Origin of the sequence: Pseudomonas sp. BF-R-30 (assembly GCF_019956175.1) — a bacterium.
GTDB lineage: Bacteria > Pseudomonadota > Gammaproteobacteria > Pseudomonadales > Pseudomonadaceae > Aquipseudomonas > Aquipseudomonas jessenii.
In genome coordinates, this window is sequence record NZ_JAHBDE010000033.1 from 286,661 (window position 1) to 309,298 (window position 22,638).

At 60.8% G+C, this 22,638-nt stretch carries 18 protein-coding genes; 5 read left to right on the forward strand and 13 right to left on the reverse strand.

The features are described 5' to 3' along the window. Nucleotides 1–49 precede the first annotated feature (49 nt). The 5 genes from cobG to KGB20_RS18420 all read left to right on the forward strand — a co-directional run bounded on the left by cobG (nucleotide 50) and on the right by KGB20_RS18420 (nucleotide 5,448). On the forward strand, nucleotides 50–1,357 hold the full coding sequence (gene cobG, locus KGB20_RS18400) for a precorrin-3B synthase (RefSeq protein WP_154910395.1): 1,308 nt from the start codon (nucleotides 50–52) through the stop codon (nucleotides 1,355–1,357). After that, nucleotides 1,350–1,976, forward strand: coding sequence for a precorrin-8X methylmutase (locus KGB20_RS18405; protein ID WP_057712171.1), 627 nt, complete (start codon nucleotides 1,350–1,352; stop codon nucleotides 1,974–1,976). Before cobG ends, KGB20_RS18405 begins: the two co-directional genes overlap by 8 nt. Beyond that, nucleotides 1,976–2,707, forward strand: a complete 732-nt coding sequence (locus tag KGB20_RS18410; protein ID WP_057716525.1) for a precorrin-2 C(20)-methyltransferase — start codon at nucleotides 1,976–1,978, stop codon at nucleotides 2,705–2,707. The genes KGB20_RS18405 and KGB20_RS18410 overlap by 1 nt, the downstream gene beginning before the upstream one ends. Next, nucleotides 2,707–4,416 carry a precorrin-3B C(17)-methyltransferase gene (gene cobJ, locus KGB20_RS18415; protein WP_154910381.1) on the forward strand — a complete coding sequence of 570 codons (1,710 nt, stop codon included), beginning with the start codon at nucleotides 2,707–2,709 and terminating at the stop codon, nucleotides 4,414–4,416. The genes KGB20_RS18410 and cobJ overlap by 1 nt, the downstream gene beginning before the upstream one ends. Before the next feature lie 186 nt (nucleotides 4,417–4,602). Continuing rightward, nucleotides 4,603–5,448, forward strand: a complete 846-nt coding sequence (locus KGB20_RS18420) for a hypothetical protein (RefSeq protein WP_154910382.1) — start codon at nucleotides 4,603–4,605, stop codon at nucleotides 5,446–5,448. Between the two features lie 206 nt (nucleotides 5,449–5,654). Here the strand turns inward: KGB20_RS18420 and KGB20_RS18425 are convergent, their stop codons facing one another. From KGB20_RS18425 to KGB20_RS18485, 13 genes are all read right to left on the reverse strand, one after another. Further along, nucleotides 5,655–6,251 carry a MarC family protein gene (locus KGB20_RS18425; RefSeq protein ID WP_150813560.1) on the reverse strand — a complete coding sequence of 199 codons (597 nt, stop codon included), beginning with the start codon at nucleotides 6,249–6,251 and terminating at the stop codon, nucleotides 5,655–5,657. Between the two features lie 65 nt (nucleotides 6,252–6,316). Then, nucleotides 6,317–9,094, reverse strand: a complete 2,778-nt coding sequence (locus tag KGB20_RS18430; RefSeq protein WP_154910383.1) for a hybrid sensor histidine kinase/response regulator — start codon at nucleotides 9,092–9,094, stop codon at nucleotides 6,317–6,319. Between the two features lie 100 nt (nucleotides 9,095–9,194). Further along, entirely contained in the window at nucleotides 9,195–10,490 is a 1,296-nt protein-coding gene (purD, locus tag KGB20_RS18435; protein ID WP_154910384.1) for a phosphoribosylamine--glycine ligase, read from the reverse strand. A gap of 156 nt (nucleotides 10,491–10,646) precedes the next feature. Then, nucleotides 10,647–12,254, reverse strand: a complete 1,608-nt coding sequence (gene purH / locus KGB20_RS18440; RefSeq protein ID WP_102669203.1) for a bifunctional phosphoribosylaminoimidazolecarboxamide formyltransferase/IMP cyclohydrolase — start codon at nucleotides 12,252–12,254, stop codon at nucleotides 10,647–10,649. A gap of 82 nt (nucleotides 12,255–12,336) precedes the next feature. Then, entirely contained in the window at nucleotides 12,337–12,657 is a 321-nt protein-coding gene (gene fis / locus KGB20_RS18445; RefSeq protein ID WP_015093301.1) for a DNA-binding transcriptional regulator Fis, read from the reverse strand. Next, complete coding sequence (gene dusB, locus KGB20_RS18450; RefSeq protein ID WP_057712163.1) at nucleotides 12,654–13,664, reverse strand: tRNA dihydrouridine synthase DusB; 1,011 nt, start codon at nucleotides 13,662–13,664, stop codon at nucleotides 12,654–12,656. Before dusB ends, fis begins: the two co-directional genes overlap by 4 nt. Nucleotides 13,665–13,848: 184 nt before the next feature. After that, on the reverse strand, nucleotides 13,849–15,102 hold the full coding sequence (locus KGB20_RS18455; protein ID WP_154910385.1) for a DUF3426 domain-containing protein: 1,254 nt from the start codon (nucleotides 15,100–15,102) through the stop codon (nucleotides 13,849–13,851). A gap of 30 nt (nucleotides 15,103–15,132) precedes the next feature. Further along, nucleotides 15,133–16,011 carry a 50S ribosomal protein L11 methyltransferase gene (gene prmA / locus KGB20_RS18460; RefSeq protein WP_090452919.1) on the reverse strand — a complete coding sequence of 293 codons (879 nt, stop codon included), beginning with the start codon at nucleotides 16,009–16,011 and terminating at the stop codon, nucleotides 15,133–15,135. A gap of 253 nt (nucleotides 16,012–16,264) precedes the next feature. Next, the gene (gene accC / locus KGB20_RS18465; RefSeq protein ID WP_057712161.1) at nucleotides 16,265–17,623 is read right to left on the reverse strand and encodes an acetyl-CoA carboxylase biotin carboxylase subunit; all 1,359 of its coding nucleotides are present in this window, start codon (nucleotides 17,621–17,623) and stop codon (nucleotides 16,265–16,267) included. A 17-nt stretch (nucleotides 17,624–17,640) separates the two neighbouring features. Further along, nucleotides 17,641–18,105: an acetyl-CoA carboxylase biotin carboxyl carrier protein gene (gene accB, locus KGB20_RS18470; protein ID WP_008053948.1), complete on the reverse strand. Its 465-nt coding sequence runs from the start codon at nucleotides 18,103–18,105 to the stop codon at nucleotides 17,641–17,643. 24 nt (nucleotides 18,106–18,129) lie between these two features. Continuing rightward, a complete protein-coding gene (aroQ, locus tag KGB20_RS18475; RefSeq protein ID WP_007971361.1) occupies nucleotides 18,130–18,585 on the reverse strand; it encodes a type II 3-dehydroquinate dehydratase in 456 nt (151 codons plus the stop codon). Between the two features lie 132 nt (nucleotides 18,586–18,717). Next, a complete protein-coding gene (locus tag KGB20_RS18480; RefSeq protein ID WP_154861082.1) occupies nucleotides 18,718–20,463 on the reverse strand; it encodes a protein-disulfide reductase DsbD in 1,746 nt (581 codons plus the stop codon). A gap of 191 nt (nucleotides 20,464–20,654) precedes the next feature. Beyond that, complete coding sequence (locus KGB20_RS18485) at nucleotides 20,655–22,601, reverse strand: methyl-accepting chemotaxis protein (protein ID WP_154910386.1); 1,947 nt, start codon at nucleotides 22,599–22,601, stop codon at nucleotides 20,655–20,657. Between the last annotated feature and the right edge of the window lie 37 nt (nucleotides 22,602–22,638).

Here is a 22,638-nt window from a genome sequence, read left to right on the forward strand (position 1 = left end):
ATAATGCTGTCCTTCGTCTTGTACCGGTCGTCCTGTGAAGTCACGTCAGATACCCAACCGCTTGCGCCCTTCCGCCTGTCCCGGGTTGTTGCGTGTCGTCCAGGCATTGGACGGTGGTATTTGCCGGATCAAACTCGACGGTGGCGCCATCCGTGCGCACCAGGCAATCGCTGTGGCCGATGCCTCCGAGCGATATGCCAGCGGAGCGATCGAGGCGACCAACCGGGCCAACCTGCAGATCCGCGGCATTGGCAACGAGCAAGCGGCATTGATCGACAGCCTGCTGGCCGCCGATCTGGGGCCGCGTACGGCGGCTGGCGACGATGTGCGCAACCTGATGCTCAGCCCCGGTGCCGGGATCGATCGGCGCATGCTGTTCGACACCCGCCCGCTGGCCGGGCAGATCCTCGCCACACTGCAAAACCAGGAAGCGTTCCACGACCTCAGTGCCAAGTTCGCCGTGCAGCTTGATGGCGGTGAAGACCTGACGATGCTCGAGCATCCCCATGACCTGTGGCTCTCGGCGTTTGAACAAGACGGCGAGCGACGGCTGGCGTTCGGTCTGGCGGGATGTCCGACGGACAGCCCCGCCGGTTCGGTTGCACTGGCTGACGGGCACGCGCTGGTAGTCGCGGTCCTTGAGTTGTTCCTTGAACTGGCGCGCCCCGAGCAGACGCGAATGCGCCATTTGCTGGCCGAGTACCCGATCGGGGGCATTGTGCTTCGACTGGCTGAGCGAGTGCCGCTGCAGGCCGTTATCGGTTGGCAACGGGTTTCGGGCTCCAGTGATTTGCACATGGGTGCCCATCCCCAGGCCGAGTCCGGTGTTGTCTATGTGGGAGCCGTCCCGCCGCTGGGGCGACTCGATCCGGCGATGCTGCGGGGTGTGGCACAACTGGCGCGGGAGTTCGGTGACTCCAGTCTGCGCTTCACGCCTTGGCAAAGCCTGCTGTTGCCCAATGTCCGCACGGAAAACGCCGCTGAGGTCATTCGGCAATTGCAATGTCTGGGCTTGCAGTGCGAAGCCGATCTGCCATTGTCCCGGTTGATCGCCTGCACCGGCTCAAACGGCTGCGGTAAAAGCCTGGCCGAGACCAAGGGTGATGCCTTGCAACTGGCGACATTGCTGCAACGTCACGGACAAACGCCGAGTGTCCATTTGAGCGGGTGCGCGCGCTCCTGCGCCGCCGCGCATACGGCGCCCGTCACATTACTGGCCGTCGCCCACGGTCACTACGACCTCTATTTTCGCGATGCAGCGCAGCCGGGTTTCGGCGCGCTGCACGCACGCAACCTTACTATTGAAGCGGTCGCGACCCTGCTCGACGCCCGCTCACGGAGCCCCCTTGATGCTTGATTACATCCGCGACGGTCAGGAGATCTATCGCAACTCCTTCGCGATCATTCGCGCCGAGGCCAACCTCGACCGAATCCCGGACGATCTGGAGAAACTCGCGGTCCGTGTCATTCACGCCTGCGGCATGGTCGAGGCCATCGACGGCCTGCAGTTTTCCGAAGGTGCGGGCAAGGCCGGGCGTGATGCGCTGGCGGCCGGCGCGCCGATTTTGTGCGATGCGCGGATGGTCTCCGAAGGCGTGACCCGTGCGCGGTTGCCGGCGAACAATCCGGTGATCTGCACCTTGCGCGACGAGAGTGTTCCGGAACTGGCTCGTGATTTGGGTAACACCCGCTCAGCCGCTGCGCTGGAACTGTGGCGCCCGCATCTGGAAGGCAGCGTGGTGGTCATCGGCAACGCTCCGACGGCACTGTTTTACTTGCTGGAAATGCTCGACGCCGGCGCGCCAAAACCGGCGCTGATCCTCGGTTTTCCGGTGGGCTTCGTCGGTGCCGCCGAATCCAAGGCCGCGCTGGCGGCTGACAGCCGTGGCGTGCCTTTTGTCATCATGCAGGGTCGCCTGGGCGGTAGCGCCATGGCCGCCGCCGCCGTCAATGCCCTCGCCACGGAGATCGAATGATGCAGCAACCTGGACGTTTGATCGGCCTCGGCGTCGGTCCCGGTGATCCGGAACTGATTACCGTCAAGGCCCTGCGCTTGCTGCGCGAATCCCCAGTGGTGGCGTACTTCGTGGCCAAGGGCAAGAAAGGCAACGCCTTCGGCATCATCGAGGCGCATCTGCAGGAAGCGCAGAATTTGTTGCCGCTGGTGTACCCGGTGACCACCGAAGCCTTGCCGGCACCGTTGTCCTACGAGCAAGTGATCAGCGACTTCTACGATGACGCAGCCGACGCACTGGCGACGCATCTCGATGCCGGTCGCGACGTGGCGGTGATCTGCGAGGGCGATCCGTTCTTCTACGGCTCCTACATGTACCTGCACGACCGACTCGCCGAGCGTTATCAGGCCGAAGTCGTGCCCGGTGTGTGCTCGATGCTCGGCGGGGCCTCGGTGCTCGGTGCGCCGCTGGTGTATCGCAATCAGAGTCTGTCGGTGTTGTCCGGTGTGTTGCCGCACGACGAACTCAAGCGTCGCCTGGCCGATGCCGATGCGGCGGTGATCATGAAGCTTGGGCGCAACTTTCCCAAGGTTCGCCAAGTGCTGGAAGAACTCGGCCTGGCCGAGCGCGCGTTGTACGTCGAGCGCGCGACCATGGCCAATCAGAAGATCGTGCCGCTGGATCAGGTCGAGCCGATGTCCTCGCCGTACTTCTCGTTGATCATCGTTCCTGGTGAAAGGTGGCAAGGCTGATGACCCGTCCAGTTCCGGCGATTGTCATTCTTGGCAATGGCAGCCTCGCCACCGCGCGTAGTATTCAGCAGGTGTATCCCGACGCCCTGATCCATGGCTTGGCCGAACGGGTCGAAGGCGCGGATCGGGTCTATCAGGAGTTCGGTGCGACCCTGCGCGAACTCTATCAACAGGGCACGCCGATCATTGCCCTGTGCGCGGCCGGGATCGTGATCCGCACGCTAGCGCCCTTGTTGCTGGAAAAAGGCGCCGAACCACCGGTGTTGGCGGTAGCCGAAGACGGTAGCGCAGTGGTTCCACTGCTGGGTGGTCTTGGTGGGGTAAATGTGATGGCGCGGGAGATTGCCGCCGCGCTGGAAGTCGCGGCGGCGATCACCACCAGCGGCGAGTTGCGTTTCGGCACGTGCCTGCTCAACCCGCCCAGTGGCTATGCCCTTGGTGATCTGGAGTTGGGCAAGCGTTTCGTTTCCGATTTGCTCGCTGGCGAAACGGTGCGCATTGAGGGTGAGGCTCCGTGGCTGGCGCAGGCGCAGTTGCCCGAAGATGCGCAGGCCCGACTGGCGGTGCATGTCAGTCATGCCGAACGGACACCCGCGGCCAACGAGTTGTTGATCTACCCGCGCAATGTGGTGGTCGCCGTGGACGCTGGCCTGGTGAACGTCGCGGGAGCGGTGCGCGAGGCATTGCATCAGGCAAGAATCGCCGTGCAGTCGCTGGCTTGCCTGTTGGCCGCCGATACCGAAATGGCCAGCGCGGCGTTGCGTGAGGCAGCGCTTGAATTGGGCGTGCCGTTGCGCTTTGCCCATGCAGGGAAGGTGCTTGGCGAGCGTCTGCGTACTGCCATGGGTCAGCCCGTTTCCATGCTTGGTAACGACACTGTTGCCATTGCGATAGCAGAGCAGCCGCTGGACCCGTTGCAGATCGGCCGTCCGCGTGGACGGCTGGCGGTGATCGGCCTTGGGCCGGGGGCTGCAGAACTGATGGTGCCGGCTGTGAAGGCTGAACTGGCCCGCGCCAACGATGTATTGGGCTATGAAACCTACGTGCGTATGGCCGGTCCGTTTCGCGACGATCAGGTGCTGCATTGCACCGACAACCGCGAAGAGATGCAGCGTGCCCGCCACGCTTTTGAACTGGCGGCCCAGGGGCGTTCGGTGGTGGTGGTTTCTTCAGGCGATCCCGGGGTTTTCGCCATGGCCGCGGCTGTGCTTGAGGCGCTGCACGAGTCCACCGACGTCCAGTGGCACAACGTCGATCTGGAAATTCTGCCGGGTGTTTCCGCCTCCCTGGCGACGGCTGCTCAGGCCGGTGCGCCGCTGGGTCATGATTTCTGTGTTCTGTCGCTATCGGACAACCTCAAACCCTGGTCGATCATTGAAAAACGTCTGGATCTGGCAGCGCAAGCTGATCTGGCAATGGCGTTCTACAATCCGATCTCACGTTCCCGACCTTGGCAATTGGGGCGTGCGCTGGAGATCGTCGCCCAACATCGCGCACCTGGAACGCCAGTCGTGCTAGGGCGTGATGTCGGACGCCCGGGGCAGACATTGCGCGTGACGACCCTCTCTCAATTGACTCCAGAACAGGTGGACATGCGGACCATGGTGTTGATTGGTTCATCCACGACTCGTGTGTTTCATCGTTCGCAAGGAGTGCCGTGGGTTTATACGCCGCGTAGTTATGGTGATAAATTAAGCGATATCAACTAGGTTAATATCAAGGTTCAGTGCAGTGTTGTTCGAGCCGAATGGCTCGACAATTGCTGCACGTTTGTGAAGGTTGATGGATGCTTACATATGTCGACATTTAATCGGGTTTGATGACGGAGTTGGAGTGGTTTAGATTCGTTTTGTCTCTGTTGGAGACTTAAACGAACTTAAAAGGAATTGTCCGATATGGAAGTCGTGGAAGGTTTTATTACTCACAAGCAATGCACCGAAATTGGGAAGGCGCGTCTTGCCAGGTCAAAGGCGTTGTTGAACAGTGTTCCTCGTGCAAAAGCATTAATGTCGACCACCTCGTCGAGTTCACTTAAGGCGTTGGGCGATTCAAGTCCTACCAGGGAACTGGATGCTTTGGTTTTGGGTAATACGCTCATTGGTTATGGCGACAATATTTCGCTTGAAAATATGACGATTATCGAAAATCTCATAAAGTTTTCGAAGTTGGAGGCCGATCGCGAGACTAAAGAGAGTCATAGCCCCGCCGCTTGGCACCGAGCCTTTCTCCAGTGTATGGAGGATATGGGGTGTTCTGTTCCCATCAACGCGAGCATCGAATACAAAAAGAGGTCTGGCAGCGGGACAATGAGGAATGTTGTCAGCACTATTATCCAAGCGGGCGTTGAAGCGGCAAAAGCTGCTATTCCTGGTGCAACCGTGTTAAGTGCCGTCGCAGACAGCACATTGTCGGCATTGGAAAAAGAGCCTGAGACAATCAAGGTTTTCAACTATGAAGTTACTAAGGCTAAGGGTGTGAAGCTGGCCTTGCTGCCTTGTGAACAAACGAAGAACGGATTGGTTATGGTTTCGTTTTCATCCGTTAATCATGTCGGAGATCAAGTGGGTGGTGGGGTTTTGTTTCTGGATTTGAAAATTGCAAGTCTCGATATTTACCAGGGCTCCAACTTTCTCGCCTTCAATCCTTCTGCTTACGCCGAAGTGAAAGATGATGTCGAATTTATCCTGGCGCAGAATCGGAAAGAAGTGTTGGCTAAAAGATTTGTGCGTCGCAGGCAGTGAATTCAATCAAGCCGGGTCAGAGGCTGATTGTCTCTGGTCTGTTTGAAACATGTAGGGATGTTGAGGGGGAAGGGTTACCCGGTTTGCGTCCATGGGGATTGCGAGGAGTACGAAGCAGACGCCGTACAGCGGTGAGGCACACGGCGACATCTGGATGCTTCGAGTCCTCTGGCCCCACGATTGGCCAGAATCGGAGTGCTTGATGTTCAAGGTACCAGGTAGCCCCTGACCCCAGTGAAGATGATCTGTGCCGCCAGTGCACACACGAACAACCCCATCAATCGGCTGACGATCTGTAACCCCTGGTCGCCGAGAATCCGTTCGATGCGGCTGGACAAGAACAGCACCACGCCCACGGTAAAACTGGCCAGGGCAATGCCGACAATGGCCGTGAGCTTGTCGTCCCAGTGCGGCTGGCTCACGCCCATCACCAGCAAGGCACCGATGGTGCCGGGGCCGACTGTCAGCGGGATGGTCAGTGGAACGATGGTGACATCCTGCTGCACATTGTCGGTCTGTACCGCCGATTTGCCTTGTGCCATGCCCAGCGCCGAGATGAACAGCACACTACCGGCACCGATACGAAAGGCGTCCACGGTAATGCCGAACACACTGAAAATCACTCGGCCGAACAAGTACAGCAGAACGCTGGAGACCAGGGTGGCGACCGCTACTTTCCAGGCCAGCCGACGCTGTTCCTTGCGCGAATAACCACGGGTCAGGCTGATGAAGCAGGACAACACGAAGAATGGGCTATAGAGCACCAGCATCTTCAGATAAACGCTGAACAACACATGGAGCATGGTGCCGGGCTCACTGGCGAGGGAAGTCGAGGGGGAGTCTATCAGGGGTTGCGACGTCTGTCGGCTCAGGACGTTGGGGTCGTCGTGCGTTTCTGCTGATCACGCTGGGCGACCCAGTGTTCGATCAGTTCGCGCAACTGCGACAGTTCCACCGGCTTGGCCATGTGTCCGTCCATGCCAGCCTGGCGCGCACGCTCTTTATGTTCGGCAAGGATATGGGCGGTCAACGCCACCACAGGGGTGCGAACCCGCTGGTTGCCGACTTCCCAGGCACGCAATTGCTGGGTGGCCGAGAAGCCGTCGAGGATCGGCATTTCGCAGTCCATCAGCACCAGGTCGTAACGCTGGGCTTTCATCGCCTGCAGGGCTTCTTCGCCGTTGCAGGCGGTATCCGGTTGCAGGTTGAGCTTGCTCAGCATGCCGCGGATCACCTTGGTCGAGATGCTGTTGTCTTCAGCCACCAGAATGCGGAAGTCGCAGGGGACCTTGACCGGCAGCATCGGGCCGATTGGCACGGGCTGGGTCGCGACGAGCCCTTTGTTGCGCTGAGTCAGTTCGTCGGCCAGAGTGGTCTTGAGGGTGTAGCCGGCAACCGGCTTGGCCAGGATGCGCTTGATCCCGGAGTTGCGCGCGATGATCTTGCTCGGTGCGTTGCTGATGCCGGTGAGCATGATCAGCAGGATGTCATGGTTCAGGCTCGGGTCTTCCTTGATCTTGGCCGCCAGTTGCATGCCGGTCATGCCGGGCATGTTCTGGTCCAGCAAGACTATATCGAAGTAATCGCGCAAATGAGCCTTGGTGCGCAGCAGAGCCAGCGCCTCCTTGCCGGAAGATGCGGCGCTGACGTTCAGGCCCCAGGCGCTGCATTGCTGCACCAGCACCTTGCGACAGGTGTCATTGTCATCCACCACCAATACCCGCGCACCTTGCAGCGGGCCGTCGAGGTCGGAGGTCGGGTGTTCGAGGCGATCCGGGTCCAGCGGCAGGGTCAGCCACAGGGTGCTGCCCTGGTTGTTGCCGCTCTTGATCCCGAATTCCCCCTGCATCAAGCGGATCAGCTGGCGGGCTATCACCAGCCCCAGGTTGCCGCCCAACTGGGTGGCCGAAAGAAAATGCCGGCTGTGCAGTTCGGCATGCATCAGGGCGTCGCGCTCTTCGGCGTCCATGGGCTCGCCGCTGTCCTGTACGGCGATACGCAGGCGTGGTTTGGTGTTGCGCTCGTCGAGCGCCACGACGATCAGGATTTCGCCTTCATCGGTTTTTTTCAGGGCGTTTTCAAGCAGGCTCAACAGCGTCTGGCGCAAGCGTGTCGGGTCACCGCTGATCACCCGCGGCACTTGCGGCTGGATGAAACTGATCAACTCGACGTTTTGCTGCTCGGCCTTGGCGCGGAAGATGCTCAGGCAGTCTTCGATCAGCGCGTTGAGGTCGAACTGCACGTCGTCCAGTTCAATCTGTCCGGACTCGAGTTTGGAAATGTCGAGAATTTCGTTGATCAGTGTCAGCAGTTCGTTGCCGGCGCTGTGGATCGTCTGTACGTAGTCGCGTTGCTTGACCGATAGCGGTGTGCCCAGCAGCAGTTCGGTCATGCCGAGGACGCCGTTCATCGGGGTTCGGATTTCATGGCTGATTTTCGCCAGGAACTCGGCTTTGGCGTTGATCTCGGCGTTGCTGGCCGCCAGGTCACGACTGATGCTGAAGCGGTCTTCGGTGATGCGTCGCTGGCGCTCGCTCAGTGCGATGCTCATCAACAGGCCGCTGATGCAGATGAACGCCAGCAATGTGGTGATCAGGCCATGGGGTTCGATCAGGGTCAGCCCCAACAGAGCAGGCAGGATGACCAGTGTCCCGAGGTTGAACACCACCATGGCCGCCACGAAGAGGCGAGCCGGGCGATAACCTTTTTGCCAGTGATAGGCGCTTATGAACAGCATGGTCAGGCCAGCCAGGGCGACCAGGCCGTAGGTAATGAAGTTCAGCGGCAAGGTATTGACGAACAGCAGCATCAGGCCGCAGGCGGTGATCAGCAGGACCTCGCCAAGCAGCAACCGGTTCAGCGGATGTGGCCCGAGCGGGGTGAAGAAACGATAGGCAAGCATCAGGCCGCAGGGTGCGGTCATTAATAATGCCAGGTAAGCCCCTGGCGTTTGCAGTGCATGCCAGTCCGGCAGCCAGGGGCCGGCGAGATTCAGCAACAACAGCAGACTGAGCATCAACAGCCCTTCGCATGTCGCCAACCAGAGGGCGCTGTGCGAGCGGGTGTAGGCGTAGCGGATGAGGTTGTGCAGGATCAGCATGGCGATGCAACCGAACAGCAGGCCATAAATCAGCGTCTGGTTCTGGTTGGCGGCCGAGATGATCGCTGACTGCAGGGTGATGTAGGGGCGTAACTGATGGTCGGAGGCCAGTCGCAGGTATACGTCGAGGGGGGTGTCGCTTTGCGGCAGGGCCAGCATGAAGTCGCTGCTGGGCAATGGTCGCTCGGATTGGGGGTGTTCGTTGCCCGTGCTGGATTGATCGATCAGCTTGTCGCCGTCCAGTACGTACATGTTGAACTGGCGCAGGTCAGGCGCGAACACGCGCAGCAACTGTTCATGTTTGCCCGGTGCAAGCCTGAATCGCAACCATAACGCGCCATCGGGTTCGGCGGCGGTAATGCGGTCGAGTTCGATAGGGCTGAATTGATTGGTGTAACGTGCGGAACGGATGTCGCTCAGTTGCAGGTCGCCCTGTTCGTCGAGCAATACCGCCCAGCCACTGCCTTGCGCGGCCTGGGCCGGTAGCATGCAGAGCAAGGTCAGCAAAGTGACGGTCAAGCTTATGGCAATCCTGAGCCAGCGCACGGCGAAATCCCTTCGTTAGGTTGATGCCAGAATATAACGATGCGCGGCGCCGGAATAGCCAGGCAATAAACGGTGTTCATTGCCTGGCGCGGTGTTTACCTTATTCCGGATTTTCGCCACGCTCGCGGGCAATGGCGCGGTAGCCAATGTCCTTGCGATAGAAGCAGCCTTCCCAGTCAATCGAAGCCGCGAGCTTGTAGGCCTGCTGCTGTGCAGCGTCAACGCTGGCACCCATGGCCGTTGCGCAAAGCACCCGACCGCCGGCCGTTACGACTTGACCGTCCTTGAGCGCAGTACCGGCGTGGAAGACTTTGCCTTCCAGTGCGGCGGCTGCATCCAGCCCCTTGATGGCCACGCCTTTGGCGTAGTCACCAGGATAGCCGCCAGCGGCAAGCACGATGCCGACGCTCGGGCGTGGATCCCATTGCGCTTCTACTTTGTCCAGCGCCTGGGCCAGAGCAGCCTCGACCAGCAGCACCAGGCTCGACTGCAGGCGCAGCATCACCGGTTGGGTCTCAGGGTCGCCGAAGCGGCAGTTGAATTCGATGACTTTTGGGTTACCAGCCTTGTCGATCATCAGACCGGCGTACAGGAAACCAGTGTAGACGTTGCCTTCCTCGGCCATACCGCGCACGGTCGGCCAGATCACCAGATCCATGACACGCTTGTGCACTTCGGCGGTGACCACTGGCGCCGGGGAGTAAGCACCCATGCCGCCGGTGTTTGGACCGGTGTCGCCGTCGCCGACGCGTTTGTGGTCCTGGCTGGTGGCCATCGGCAGGACGTTCTTGCCGTCGACCATGACGATGAAACTGGCTTCTTCGCCGTCCAGGAACTCTTCGATGACCACGCGCGAACCCGCATCGCCAAAGGCATTGCCCGCCAGCATGTCGCGCACGGCGTCTTCGGCTTCGGCCAGGGTCATGGCGACGATCACGCCTTTACCGGCGGCCAGGCCATCGGCCTTGATCACGATCGGAGCGCCTTTTTCACGCAGGTAAGCCAGGGCCGGCTCGATTTCGGTGAAGTTCTGGTAGTCGGCAGTCGGAATCTTGTGGCGAGCCAGGAAGTCCTTGGTGAAGGCTTTCGAGCCTTCCAGCTGCGCAGCGCCGGCGGTCGGACCGAAGCAGTCCAGGCCACGGCTGCGGAACAGGTCTACAACACCGGCAACCAGCGGCACTTCAGGGCCAACGATGGTCAGGGAAACGTTTTTCTCGGCAAAGTCTGCCAGTTGCTCAAGCGCCAGTACGTCGATGGCGACGTTCTCGCACTTGGCTTCGATGGCGGTACCGGCGTTCCCCGGAGCCACGAACACCTTCTGCACGCGCGGATCCTGAGCCACTTTCCAGGCCAGGGCGTGTTCACGGCCACCGCTGCCAATGATCAAAACATTCATTTCAAAAACCTCGGATGACGCTAATTCTGGAGGCGGCACTGGAGCCGCTTTTCTGTGGGAGCGGGCTTGCTCGCGAAAACGGTGTGTCAGTCAACATCAATGTCGCTGACAGATTGCATTCGCGAGCAAGCCCGCTCCCACAGTTGATCGTCGTACTTAGTGACGGAAGTGGCGCATGCCGGTAAAGACCATGGCGATGCCGGCTTCGTCGGCAGCTGCAATCACTTCAGCATCACGCATCGAGCCGCCTGGCTGGATCACGGCAGTCACGCCTGCCTTGGCCGCATTGTCCAGACCGTCGCGGAACGGGAAGAAGGCGTCGGAAGCCATCACCGAACCGGCTACCTGCAAACCGGCATGTTCCGCTTTGATAGCAGCAATACGCGCGGAGTTCACGCGGCTCATCTGGCCGGCGCCGACACCGATGGTCTGGCGATTCTTGGCGTAGACGATGGCGTTGGACTTCACGTACTTGGCAACTTTCCAGGCGAAGATCAGGTCATGGATTTCCTGCTCGCTCGGTGCGCGCTTGGTCACCACTTTCAGGTCGTCGGCGCCAATCATGCCGATGTCGCGGCTCTGTACCAGCAGGCCACCGTTGACGCGCTTGTAGTCCCAGGCGGCAGCGCGGTCAGCCGACCACTCGCCGCAGGCCAGCAGGCGTACGTTGGCTTTGGCAGCGACAATGGCGCGGGCCTCTTCGCTGACCGACGGAGCGATGATCACTTCGACGAACTGACGTTCGACGATGGCCTTGGCGGTCTCGGCGTCCAGTTCGCGGTTGAAGGCGATGATGCCGCCGAAGGCGGATTCGGTGTCGGTGGCGTAGGCCAGGTCGTAGGCCTTGCGGATGCCGCCTTCGGCATCAGGGCTGACAGCCACGCCGCACGGGTTGGCGTGCTTGACGATCACGCAAGCCGGCTTGACGAAGCTCTTCACGCATTCCAGCGCGGCGTCGGTGTCGGCCACGTTGTTGTACGACAGTTCCTTGCCTTGCAGCTGGGTCGCAGTGGCGATGCCAACTTCGGCAGGCTTGGCTTCAACATAGAACGCCGCGCTCTGGTGCGGGTTCTCGCCGTAGCGCATTTCCTGGGCCTTGATGAACTGGCTGTTGAAGGTGCGCGGGAACTCGCTGCGACCTTCGGTGCTCAGGGTGTCGGCCGACTGGTTCACGGTGCCCATGTAGTTGGCGATCATGCCGTCGTAGGCGGCGGTGTGCTCGAAGGCCTTGAGCATCAGGTCGAAACGCTGGGCGTAGGTCAGGCCACCGGCCTTGAGGTTTTCCAGGACGCTGGCGTAATCGCTGGCGTTGACCACGATGGCCACGTCCTTGTGGTTCTTGGCGGCGGAACGGACCATGGTCGGGCCGCCGATATCGATGTTTTCGATGGCGGTCGGCAGGTCGCAGCCTGGCTTGTTGATGGTGGCTTCGAACGGGTACAGGTTGACCGCTACCAGGTCGATCGGCTTGATGCCGTGCTCGTTCATGATGGCGTCGTCGATACCGCGACGACCAAGGATCCCGCCGTGGATTTTCGGGTGCAGGGTCTTCACCCGGCCGTCCATCATTTCCGCGAAGCCTGTGTAATCCGCGACTTCCACTGCGGCAACGCCGTTGTCCTGCAGCAGCTTGAACGTCCCGCCGGTGGAGAGGATCTCGACGCCCAGGGCTTCAAGCTCCTTGGCGAATTCGAGGATCCCGGTCTTGTCGGAAACGCTGATCAAGGCGCGGCGGATCGGCAGGCGGGTAGTCTGGTCGGTCATCTCAATTTCCATCAAAAGCAAAGGAAGTCAGCAAAAAAGGCGACCGGTTTTACGCGGGCGCCTTTCTGGTTTGATTGAATGCTTACAACAAATCGTACTGCTTGAGTTTCTTGCGCAGCGTGCCCCGGTTAAGCCCGAGCATCTCGCTGGCCTTGGTCTGGTTGCCCTTGACGTAGTTCATCACGCACTCGAGCAGGGGAGCCTCGACTTCGGAGAGCACCAGGTTGTACACATCCGTGACGGCAGCGCCCTCAAGGTGGGCGAAATAATTGTGCAGCGCCTTCTCGACACTCCCGCGAAGGGTCTGACCTTCTTCGCTTGGCGTATTGAGGTGCTGTTTCAAATTCACGTTGTCGCTCACGGGTGTTGTTCCACTCACTAAAGTCTCGGTCATCATCGTCATGCGGCCACCCACTCTCCGTCCCCTGTCAGGCTCTTGTAACGCTCGGCGAAAAACGCCCGAACGTTGGCGCATTGTGCATCCGTACCATCCAAACGATTGAAGTGGGCGCGAAACTCCCTGGCGCCCGGCAGGGTTGCGAGATACCAGCCCACATGCTTTCGAGCAATGCGTACGCCCATCACATCACCATAGAAGGCGTGCAGGGCAGCCAGATGCTCTAGCAGAATGCGTTCCACCTCGATCAGTTCCAGCGCCGGGAGTTTCTCGCCGGTACGCAGGAAATGGTCGATCTCGCGAAAAATCCATGGCCGCCCCTGGGCAGCCCGGCCAATCAACAGGCCATCGGCACCGGTCGCGTCGAGCACGTACCGGGCTTTTTCTGGCGAATCGATATCGCCATTGGCGAAGACCGGAATCGACACCGCCTGCTTGATTGCGGCAATGGTGTCGTACTCGGCTTCACCGGTGTACAGGTCGGCACGGGTGCGGCCATGCACCGCCAGCGCCGTAATGCCTGCCTGTTCGGCGATCTTCGCCACCGTCAGGCCGTTCTTGTTGTCCCGGTCCCAACCGGTCCGGATCTTCAGGGTAACCGGCACATCGACCGCAGCCACGACGGCCTGCAGGATCTCGGTTACCAGGGGTTCATCCTTCAACAGTGCGGAACCGGCAGCCTTGTTGCAGACTTTTTTTGCCGGACAGCCCATGTTGATATCAATGATCTGCGCACCCATTTCAACGTTGGCACGGGCGGCGTCCGCCAGCATCTGCGCGTCCCCACCGGCGATCTGTACCGAGCGTGGCTCGGGATCACCTTCGTGGATCATGCGCATGCGCGACTTGCGGGTGTTCCACAAACTCATGTCGCTGGTGACCATTTCCGAGACGACCAGTCCCGCGCCCAAGCGCTTGCACAGCTGACGAAAGGGCTGGTCGGTGACACCCGCCATGGGGGCGAGAATCAAGCTGTTATGTAATGTGTATGGGCCGATGCGTACCGCCGACATAGGACTTCCCTGTTGTGGGGCCGGATCATGAGAGTTCGAAAAAGGGTTGGCATGATACCCGCTCTCGATGACTGGATAAAGGCTGAATTGAACAAATTCTGAACAGTTATTCTGTTATTACCCGTGGTTTGGTTTGCCTGGAGCAGTCAGAAAGCCGGCGTTAATCCGGGAGTAATGAAGCGTTTCACTCCGGAGAGTGGAAGCTCAGACTGTAGTTCACGGCCTTGGCACCTGGGTCGAGAATGTCCAGGGCGATGTGGATCGGCGTTTGCGGAGGCATCTCCGCCATGCCTTCGAGATCGCCATTGAGGTACTCGCCAGGCTTGAAGCGACGACTGGCGATCAGATGGCCATTGAGGTCGGCGAAACGCAGTTCCAGCAGCGGGAAGGGCTGGGAGAAGGGCGCGCGGTTATAGATGATCGCATCGACCACCAGGGCGCCATTGAACTCGGGGTGGCTGCGCACCACCAGATTGCTGCTTTTGATTTTCGCGATGTCGACTTTGGAGGGCACGGTGCAGCCGATTTGCGGGCACAGTTGCTGGAACCACGGGCGATATTGATCCTGTCGCGCCAGTTCGTCGAAATGGTAGGCGATGTACTGGCCGGCGAGGGCGCCAGCGGCAATCAGCACCAGCAGCAACCACAACAGCCGTCGGCCCCAAGGTGAACGGCGTTTTTGCCAGTCCAGTTGCAGCGGGTCGTCGGTCAGGTCTTGCAGCGCTTCGGCGCGTACGCCCGGTTCGCTGCGTTCGCGTCGCTTGCGCAGCGGTTCTATCGAGGGCAGGTTGTCGTCGATTTCGCTCTCGTCGGCGGCCGACAGGCGTTCGTGGTTCAGCGGCGCATCAAGAGGGTCGTGCAATCGCAAATGGGGTGGTTGCGATTCGTCGTCGAGATCAACCGGTTCCAGGGACAGCGAAGGTTCGGTGCGTGAGGTTTTGCTCGTTTCGACCGTCGGCTCTGGTGTTTCAAGGCTGTCGAGCGGTTCGTCGACTGGCGCACGATCGGCCGCCGACGCGCTGAACAGGCTGTCGGACCACGGCTCCTCGTCGTCCTGCCCGGCGCTGTCGCGACGGGCGCTCAGCGAGTCGTCGCGATGGCGGCCGAGTTCGGTGGCCGGCTGGATTTCCCGCTGTTCGAGCCGGGCGAGTTCTTCGTCGAGGTCGAGACTGTCCAGGTCCAGTTCGGTCGCGCTCCATTGCTTTTGGCTGATGGCGCGCGGTGGCGATGGCTCAAGGGGCTCCTCAGGCTGCACAGGCGGGAGCGGCGTCGCGACCGGTGCTTCCTTGCCGGCCTGCTCAAGCAACTGCCTGGCGGCATTGAATACCTGCAAGCAGGAGCCGCAACGAACCACCCCGCGAGCCACGCTCAACTGGGCATGGCTGACGCGGAAGCTGGTTTGGCAATGCGGGCACTGGGTGACGAAGCTGTCGGTCATGCGGCGATCCGGATTATGCAGGCGATCATTCTAGCGCCGACGGCCAGTGATGCGCACCCAGCCATCGCGATTGGCGATCGGGTCCAGATCGAAGTCCCTGGCGTAGGCGGCAGCGACTTCGTCACCCTGTTCGGCGAGGATGCCCGACAGCGCCAGGCGACCGCCCGACTTGACCAGGCCCGACAGCTGCGGCGCCAGGGAAACCAGCGGGCCGGCGAGAATGTTGGCCACCAGCACATCGGCTTGAACCTGTGGCAAATCTTCCGGCAGATACAGTGGGAACAATTCATCAGCGATGTTATTGCGCCCGGCGTTGTCGCGGGACGCTTCCAGCGCCTGCACGTCGATGTCGGTACCCACGGCCTCCTTGGCGCCCAGCAGCAGGGCGGCAATCGCCAGAATCCCCGAGCCGCAGCCGAAGTCCAGCACGTTGCAGTCTTTCAGGTCCTGGCCGTCGAGCCATTCCAGGCACAGTGCGGTGGTCGGGTGGGTGCCGGTGCCGAACGCCAGGCCCGGGTCCAGCAGCAAATTCACTGCATCAGGCTCCGGCGCGGCGTGCCAGCTCGGCACGATCCACAGGCGCTGGCCGAAACGCATTGGCTGGAATCCGTCCATCCAGCTGCGTTCCCAGTCCTGGTCTTCGATCACTTCGCTGTGGTGCTCGGGAAGCGGGCTGCCGGTCAACAGCTCCAGATGGGCCAATACCGGGCCTGGCTCGGTGCCGCCTTCGAACAAGGCCAGCAGGTGCGTGTGGGACCACAGCGGCGTGGTGTTGAGTTCCGGCTCGAAGATCGGCTGATCTTCGGCATCCATGAAGGTCACCGATACGGCGCCCACTTCAAGGAAAGCGTCTTCATAGGTTTCGGCTTGTTCTGGGCTGATGGCGAGACGGACTTGCAGCCAAGGCATGGCGGGCACCTTTGAAAAATATTGATTGCAGCCTAGCGGGCTGCGAGAAGCGCGCAAGTTTACGCGAGCGCGGGGCTTTTGTGGGAGTCCACTGTGCCTGTGGGAGCGGGCTTGCTCGCGAAAGCGGTATGCCAGTCAATAAATGTTTGCCTGACACACCCTCTTCGCGAGCAAGCCCGCTCCCACAGGGGGGGGTGAAACCTTTAGAAACAACAAAGCCGCCCGAAGGCGGCTTTGTTGATCGGGTCGAAGCTTAGTGCTTCTCGCCAGCCAGCTTGTGCTCGAGGTAGTGAATGTTCACGCCCCCTTTGCAGAAGCCTTCATCGCGGGTCAGGTCGCGGTGCAGCGGGATGTTGGTCTTGATCCCGTCGACCACGATTTCGTCCAGCGCATTGCGCATGCGCGCCATGGCTTCGTCGCGGGTTGCGCCGTAGGTGATCAGCTTGCCGATCAACGAATCGTAGTTCGGCGGAACCGCATAGCCACTGTACAGGTGCGAGTCGACGCGAACGCCGTTGCCGCCTGGAGCGTGGAAATGCTTGACCGTGCCCGGGCTCGGCATGAAGGTTTTCGGGTCTTCGGCGTTGATCCGGCATTCCAGCGCGTGACCGCGGATGACCACGTCATCCTGGGTGAACGACAGCTTGTTGCCGGCGGCGATGCTGAGCATCTCCTTGACGATGTCGATGCCGGTGACCATTTCCGAAACCGGGTGCTCTACCTGGACACGAGTGTTCATCTCGATGAAGTAGAAGCGGCCGTTTTCGTACAGGAACTCGAAAGTGCCTGCGCCACGGTAGCCGATATCGATGCAAGCCCTGACGCAGCGTGCGAGTACTTCCTCACGTGCGTTTTCGTCGATACCCGGTGCCGGCGCTTCTTCAAGAACCTTCTGGTGACGACGTTGCAGCGAGCAGTCGCGGTCGCCCAGATGGATGGCCTGGCCCTGGCCATCGGAAAGGACCTGGACTTCCACGTGACGTGGGTTGGTCAGGAATTTTTCCAGATAGACCATCGGGTTGCCGAACGCCGCGCCTGCTTCGGAGCGGGTCAGTTTCGCCGAGGCAATCAGGTCTTCTTCCTTGTGCACAACGCGCATGCCGCGACCACCGCCGCCGCCAGCGGCCTTGATGATCACCGGGTAACCGACTTCGCGACCAATGCGCAGAGCGGTTTCTTCGTCTTCCGGCAGCGGGCCGTCAGAACCCGGAACAGTCGGTACGCCGGCAGCGATCATGGCGTGCTTGGCCGATACCTTGTCGCCCATCAGGCGAATGGTTTCGGCTTTCGGGCCAATGAACGCAAAGCCGGATTTCTCGACCTGCTCGGCGAAGTCGGCGTTTTCCGCAAGGAAGCCGTAGCCCGGGTGAATGGCGGTGGCGCCAGTCACTTCGGCCGCGGCAATGATTGCCGGAATGTGCAGGTAGGAGTGGGCGGCCGATGCCGGACCGATGCAGACGGATTCGTCTGCCAGGCCCAGGTGCATCAGTTCCTTGTCAGCCTTGGAGTAAACGGCGACGGTCTTGATGCCCATCTCTTTGCAGGCGCGCAGGATCCGCAGGGCGATCTCACCGCGGTTGGCGATCAGAACTTTTTCCAACTTCGCAGTCATCAAAGGCTCTCCGCGGTTCAAACGATGGTGAACAGCGGTTGGTCGTACTCAACCGGCTGGCCGTCTTCGACGAGGATGGATTCGATCACACCGCTGGTTTCAGCTTCGATGTGGTTCATCATCTTCATGGCTTCAACGATGCACAGGGTGTCGCCTTTCTTCACGGTCTGGCCGACTTCTACGAAGGACGGCGAGGTTGGCGAAGACTTGCGATAGAACGTACCGACCATCGGCGAACGGGCAACGGTGCCGTTCAGTGCTGGCGCGGCGGCGGCAGCAGGTGCGGCAGCGGCAACCGGAGCGGCGGCAGCGACAGGCGCGGCAGCCGGAGCATGCATTGGAGCTGGCGCGTAGTACTGCTGAGCCGGGGTCTTGCTATGACGGCTGATGCGTACGGACTCTTCGCCTTCCTTGATCTCGAGCTCGTCGATGCCGGACTCTTCCAGCAATTCGATCAGTTTCTTAACTTTACGGATATCCATGAATCATCAACTCCCAAGGGTCGGTCAGGGGCGGTTAACTTGTTGTTCAAGCTGTTCCAGGGCGGCCTCCAGGGCCAGTCGATAACCGCTGGCGCCAAGGCCGCAGATCACTCCCACCGCTACGTCGGAGAAGTAAGAGTGATGGCGGAAAGGTTCGCGTTTGTGCACGTTAGACAAATGCACTTCGATGAATGGGATGCTCACCGCCAGCAGCGCGTCACGTAATGCGACACTTGTATGTGTAAAAGCTGCTGGGTTGATCAGAATGAAGTCCACGCCTTCACTGCGGGCAGCGTGGATGCGGTCGATCAATTCGTACTCGGCGTTGCTTTGCAGGTGCAGCAAATGGTGACCGGCTTCGCGGGCACGGCGTTCCAGGTCCTGGTTGATCTGCGCCAGCGTCGTGGCGCCGTAGGTGCCCGGTTCGCGAGTGCCGAGCAGGTTCAGGTTGGGTCCGTGCAGAACGAGTAACGTCGCCATCGGCGGTTCCTATGTTATCTGTGAGCAATTGTCAGAACCCGGCGACTATGCCGCAAAGCCTTTGTGACTGTCCAGTTCTCTGCAATAGCCAGCACGATGACCGATGTTTGCGCGAAATATATGACTGCTTGATTAAAATTGGTCATTCGCCCTGGTTACACGTTCGGCGAAGTCCCTGGCGTTGATCTCGCCGATCACCCGCACATCGGCGCGTTCGACACCGTCCTTGCCGAAAAACATCAGGGCCGGGGGGCCGAACAACTGGTAGCGATCGAGCAGGGCGCGTTGCTCGGCGTTGCTGGCGGTGATGTCGAAGCGGATCAGCCGGTAACCCTTGAGGCGTTCGATGACGACAGGGTCATCCAGTACCTCGCGCTCGATGACCTTGCAGCTGATGCACCAGTCGGCGTACCAGTCGAGCAGCAGCGGTGTGCCGGACGACCGGGCCTCAGCGAGCACGCGGTCCAGATCGGCGGAAGTGCTGACGGTTTGCCAGGTGCTGGTGTTTTGCGCGGGTCCGTTGTTGTCAGCGATACGGGGCTGGCCGATCGGGTTGAACGGATCGGTCTGGCCGCTGAAGGCGCCATACCAGCAGGCCAGTGCGTAAAACAGCAGGAACATGCCGAACAATTGCCCCAGGCGTTTGCGTGGTGGTTTATAGACGAACTCCAGCGCACCCATGAACAAGCCGACACCGCCGGCCAGCAAGCCGATCAGCAGCAAGGTGACCTGGCCCGGCAAGACGCGGCCGAGCAGGCCAACGGCCAACCCGAGCAACAACACACCAATCGCGTTTTTCACGTAGACCAGCCACGGACCGCTCTTCGGCAGCCAGGCTGCGCCACCGGTGGCCACCAGCAACAGCGGCGCGCCCATGCCGAGGCCGAGCACGAACAGTTTCAAGCCGCCGCCCAGCGCATCGCCACTGGCGCTGATGTACAGCAGCGCCCCGGCCAATGGCGCCGAAACGCAGGGTGAAACCAGCAAGCTGGAGACCACGCCCAACACCGCGGCGCCCCACAGTGACCCGCCTTCGGTGCGGCCGGCGATGCGGTCCAGGCGACTGCTGATGGCATGCGGCAGCTTGAGTTCGAAGACGCCGAACATCGCCAAGGCAAACACTGCAAAAAACATCGCGAACGGCACCAGCACCCAGGCCGATTGCAGCCGCGCCTGTAGATTGAGCTGGGCGCCGAACAGGCCCATCAGGGCGCCGAGCAGGGCAAAACAGGCGGCCATCGGCAGCACATAGGCCAGTGAAAGATTGAAACCGCGCCAGCCACCGACCTGACCGCGCAGCACCACCCCGGAAAGGATCGGCAGCATGGGCAGCACGCATGGCGTGAACGTCAGGCCCAGGCCGGCGAGGAAAAACAAGGCCAGTTCGCGCCAGCTCCATTGATAAGCCGTCGCCGGAGCGCCGCTGCCGTCGATGCTCAGGCGCTCGGTTTCCGGCGGATAGCACAGGCCTTTGTCAGCGCATCCCTGATAGGTCACGACCAGGGTGAAGGCGCGTTGGTCGGTGCGCGGCAATTCGATGTCGAGAATGCCGTGGTAGACCTCGACATCGCCGAAGTATTCATCGTGCTTTTTCTGGCCGTTGGGCAGTTTCGCCGCGCCGAGGAGGATATCGGCCGGATCGGCGCGAAATTGAAAGCGGTGGCGGTAGAGGTAATAACCTTCGGCGGCGACGAAACGCAACTTGATCGATTGCGGCGTGCTGTCAACCAGACTCAGCTGGAAAGCTTCGCGCACCGGCAGGAAGTCGGCGCTGTTGTTGATCGAGCCCAGGCTTGAGCTGGGTCGGTTCTCCAGCAAACCAGTGGCGCTGGCCGGCAGGACGAACACTAAAAACAACAGGCAGAGCAAGCGGCGCATGACGATCTCGCGTATCGGAATTGGGGGGATGATAGCGGACAGTTGCAGGGTGTGCAGCGGGGGAGCTTTGTGGTGAATGTTCTGATGCCTTCGCGAGCAAGCCCGCTCCCACATTTGATCTCTGGTGTTCACAAATGATGTGCACACAACAGAACCAATGTGGGAGCGGGCTTGCTCGCGAAAGCAATCTATCAGACGCGGAAGGCCTGCACGGCTGTATGCAATCGACCACCCAACACCAGAAGATTTTCTCCCTGTTCACGGCCTTCGCCGATACGCAGCAGGTTATCCCCTCCCAACTGATGAATACGCTCACTGTGGTCACGGATTTCGCTGACAGCACCGCTTTGCTGGGCGGTGACATCGGCGATGCGTACCGCTGTGTCGGAAATGGTCTGGATCGCCCCGACGATTTTATCCAGCGCGCCATCAGCGGCCTGGGCCTGGCTGGCCGTGGCTTCGGCGTGTTCGACCTGGGCTCGCATGCCCTCCACCGATTGCCGCGCGGCGGTTTGCAGCCCTGCGATCAGCGTCTGGATTTCTGCGGTGGCCCCGGCGGTACGTTGCGCCAGTGAGCGCACCTCTTCGGCCACCACCGCAAAGCCTCGACCCATTTCCCCGGCCCGGGCCGCCTCAATGGCGGCGTTCAAGGCCAGCAGGTTGGTCTGGTCGGCAATCGAGCGGATCACCGTCAACACGCCGCCGATGGTGGCCGACTCTTCGGCCAGGTGTTCGATCATTTGCGCATTGCCTTGCACTTCATCCACCAGCGCATGCAGGCCGGTGAGGCTCAGACCGATGACTTTCTGTCCGTGCTCCACGGCCAGGCCGGCGTGGCGGCTGGCTTCGGCGGCCTGGCTGGCGTCGCCGGCGACTTGTTGAATGGTCGCTTCCAGTTCGCTGAGGGAGTCGCGGATCAGTGCCGTATCACCGGCCTGATGCTCGGCACCTTCATGCAGGTCGTTGCTCAGGTCGGCCAGGGTGCGGCTGCTGCCGGCCACCTGTTCGGCATTGCGGCGAATGGTCCCCACCAGGTCCACCAGATAAGCGCGCAAGCGGTTGAGGGAGGCTTCAATGTCATGCAATTCGCGGTTGGTGTTGCCCAGTTGAATGTCGCGGCTGAAGTCACCTTCGGCCCAGGTCGAGAGGGCCGGGGCGAGGTTGGTCAGGGTCCGGGCGAGTTTGCGTTGCAGGGTGTCGATCAGCAATGCGATCAACAGAATCAAGCCGATCATCACGCCTTGCATCAGCCGTACTTCACCCTGGATCTGCCCGTGCTGGGCGCGCACCACCGGTTCCATCCCGGCAATGGCCTGTTGCACGTCGGCGATTTTCAGGTGGGTCGCCGCGCTGAGGTCGGCGCGCTTGCGGATTTGATCGCGAGTGCGCGAGAGCTCGGCCGGATAGCGGATGAGCAGGCTGTTGAGCTCGCGCTTCAGGCCGACGCCGGCATCTTCGGTGACGGTTTTTTCCGTGTTCTCAAGGCCCATCATCGAGGCGAAATCATCGGTGTTCGACTCGCTGCTGGTGGTCACGCCCAGCAATGGCAGGGCGTCGAGTTTCTCTGCCTGGATACGGATGTTGGCCACTTCGCGTTCGACATCGGCGGCCAGCTCGCTGCGGCCGCTGCTGACCAGTTTGTCCCGGGTCAGGGACAATTTTCCCAAGTGTTGCGATGCGGTGAGCAGCGGCGTGAGGTAGGCCGCATTGCCACTGGCGTACTGGCTGAGCTGATCGAGACTGGCACCCAGTTCCCGCTCGGCCTGCAGCAGCAAGGCCTGCGGATCACCTGCCAGTTTGCCGGCGGCCAGCAGGTCGGTCTTGCTGAATTCTTCAAGGGTCGACAGGCTGGGGCGCAACGCCTCGGCCAAGGCCGGTGGCAATTCGCCGAGTTCTTTTTGCAGGCTGTCGATGCCTTGGGCGGCACTGCTCAGGCGCAGCGCATCGCCGCTGCCCAGGTAATCCTCAATGCTGCGGGCGACGTCATTCTGAAATTGCTGCGACAGGCCCAGGTAGCGCTCCATTAATAGATATGGACGCTCCAGGGCTTTCTGCGACCACCACAGCGTAGCGCCGAGGGCCACGCACACGGCCACCAGAAGGAGGGTATTGAGATTGGTCAGCAGCTTCAGGCGCATTACGGACTACCAACGGCAGAAATGGTAAGTGCCTGAA

Coding starts and splice junctions, on each gene's coding strand:
- KGB20_RS18405 (WP_057712171.1), top strand. CDS start 1,350: ATGCTTGATTACATCCGCGACGGTCAGGAGATCTATCGCAACTCCTTC.
- KGB20_RS18410 (WP_057716525.1), top strand. CDS start 1,976: ATGCAGCAACCTGGACGTTTGATCGGCCTCGGCGTCGGTCCCGGTGAT.
- cobJ (WP_154910381.1), top strand. CDS start 2,707: ATGACCCGTCCAGTTCCGGCGATTGTCATTCTTGGCAATGGCAGCCTC.
- KGB20_RS18420 (WP_154910382.1), top strand. CDS start 4,603: ATGGAAGTCGTGGAAGGTTTTATTACTCACAAGCAATGCACCGAAATT.
- KGB20_RS18425 (WP_150813560.1), bottom strand. CDS start 6,251: ATGCTCCATGTGTTGTTCAGCGTTTATCTGAAGATGCTGGTGCTCTAT.
- purD (WP_154910384.1), bottom strand. CDS start 10,490: ATGAATGTTTTGATCATTGGCAGCGGTGGCCGTGAACACGCCCTGGCC.
- purH (WP_102669203.1), bottom strand. CDS start 12,254: ATGACCGACCAGACTACCCGCCTGCCGATCCGCCGCGCCTTGATCAGC.
- fis (WP_015093301.1), bottom strand. CDS start 12,657: ATGACGATGATGACCGAGACTTTAGTGAGTGGAACAACACCCGTGAGC.
- dusB (WP_057712163.1), bottom strand. CDS start 13,664: ATGTCGGCGGTACGCATCGGCCCATACACATTACATAACAGCTTGATT.
- KGB20_RS18455 (WP_154910385.1), bottom strand. CDS start 15,102: ATGACCGACAGCTTCGTCACCCAGTGCCCGCATTGCCAAACCAGCTTC.
- prmA (WP_090452919.1), bottom strand. CDS start 16,011: ATGCCTTGGCTGCAAGTCCGTCTCGCCATCAGCCCAGAACAAGCCGAA.
- accC (WP_057712161.1), bottom strand. CDS start 17,623: ATGACTGCGAAGTTGGAAAAAGTTCTGATCGCCAACCGCGGTGAGATC.
- accB (WP_008053948.1), bottom strand. CDS start 18,105: ATGGATATCCGTAAAGTTAAGAAACTGATCGAATTGCTGGAAGAGTCC.
- aroQ (WP_007971361.1), bottom strand. CDS start 18,585: ATGGCGACGTTACTCGTTCTGCACGGACCCAACCTGAACCTGCTCGGC.
- KGB20_RS18480 (WP_154861082.1), bottom strand. CDS start 20,463: ATGCGCCGCTTGCTCTGCCTGTTGTTTTTAGTGTTCGTCCTGCCGGCC.
- KGB20_RS18485 (WP_154910386.1), bottom strand. CDS start 22,601: ATGCGCCTGAAGCTGCTGACCAATCTCAATACCCTCCTTCTGGTGGCC.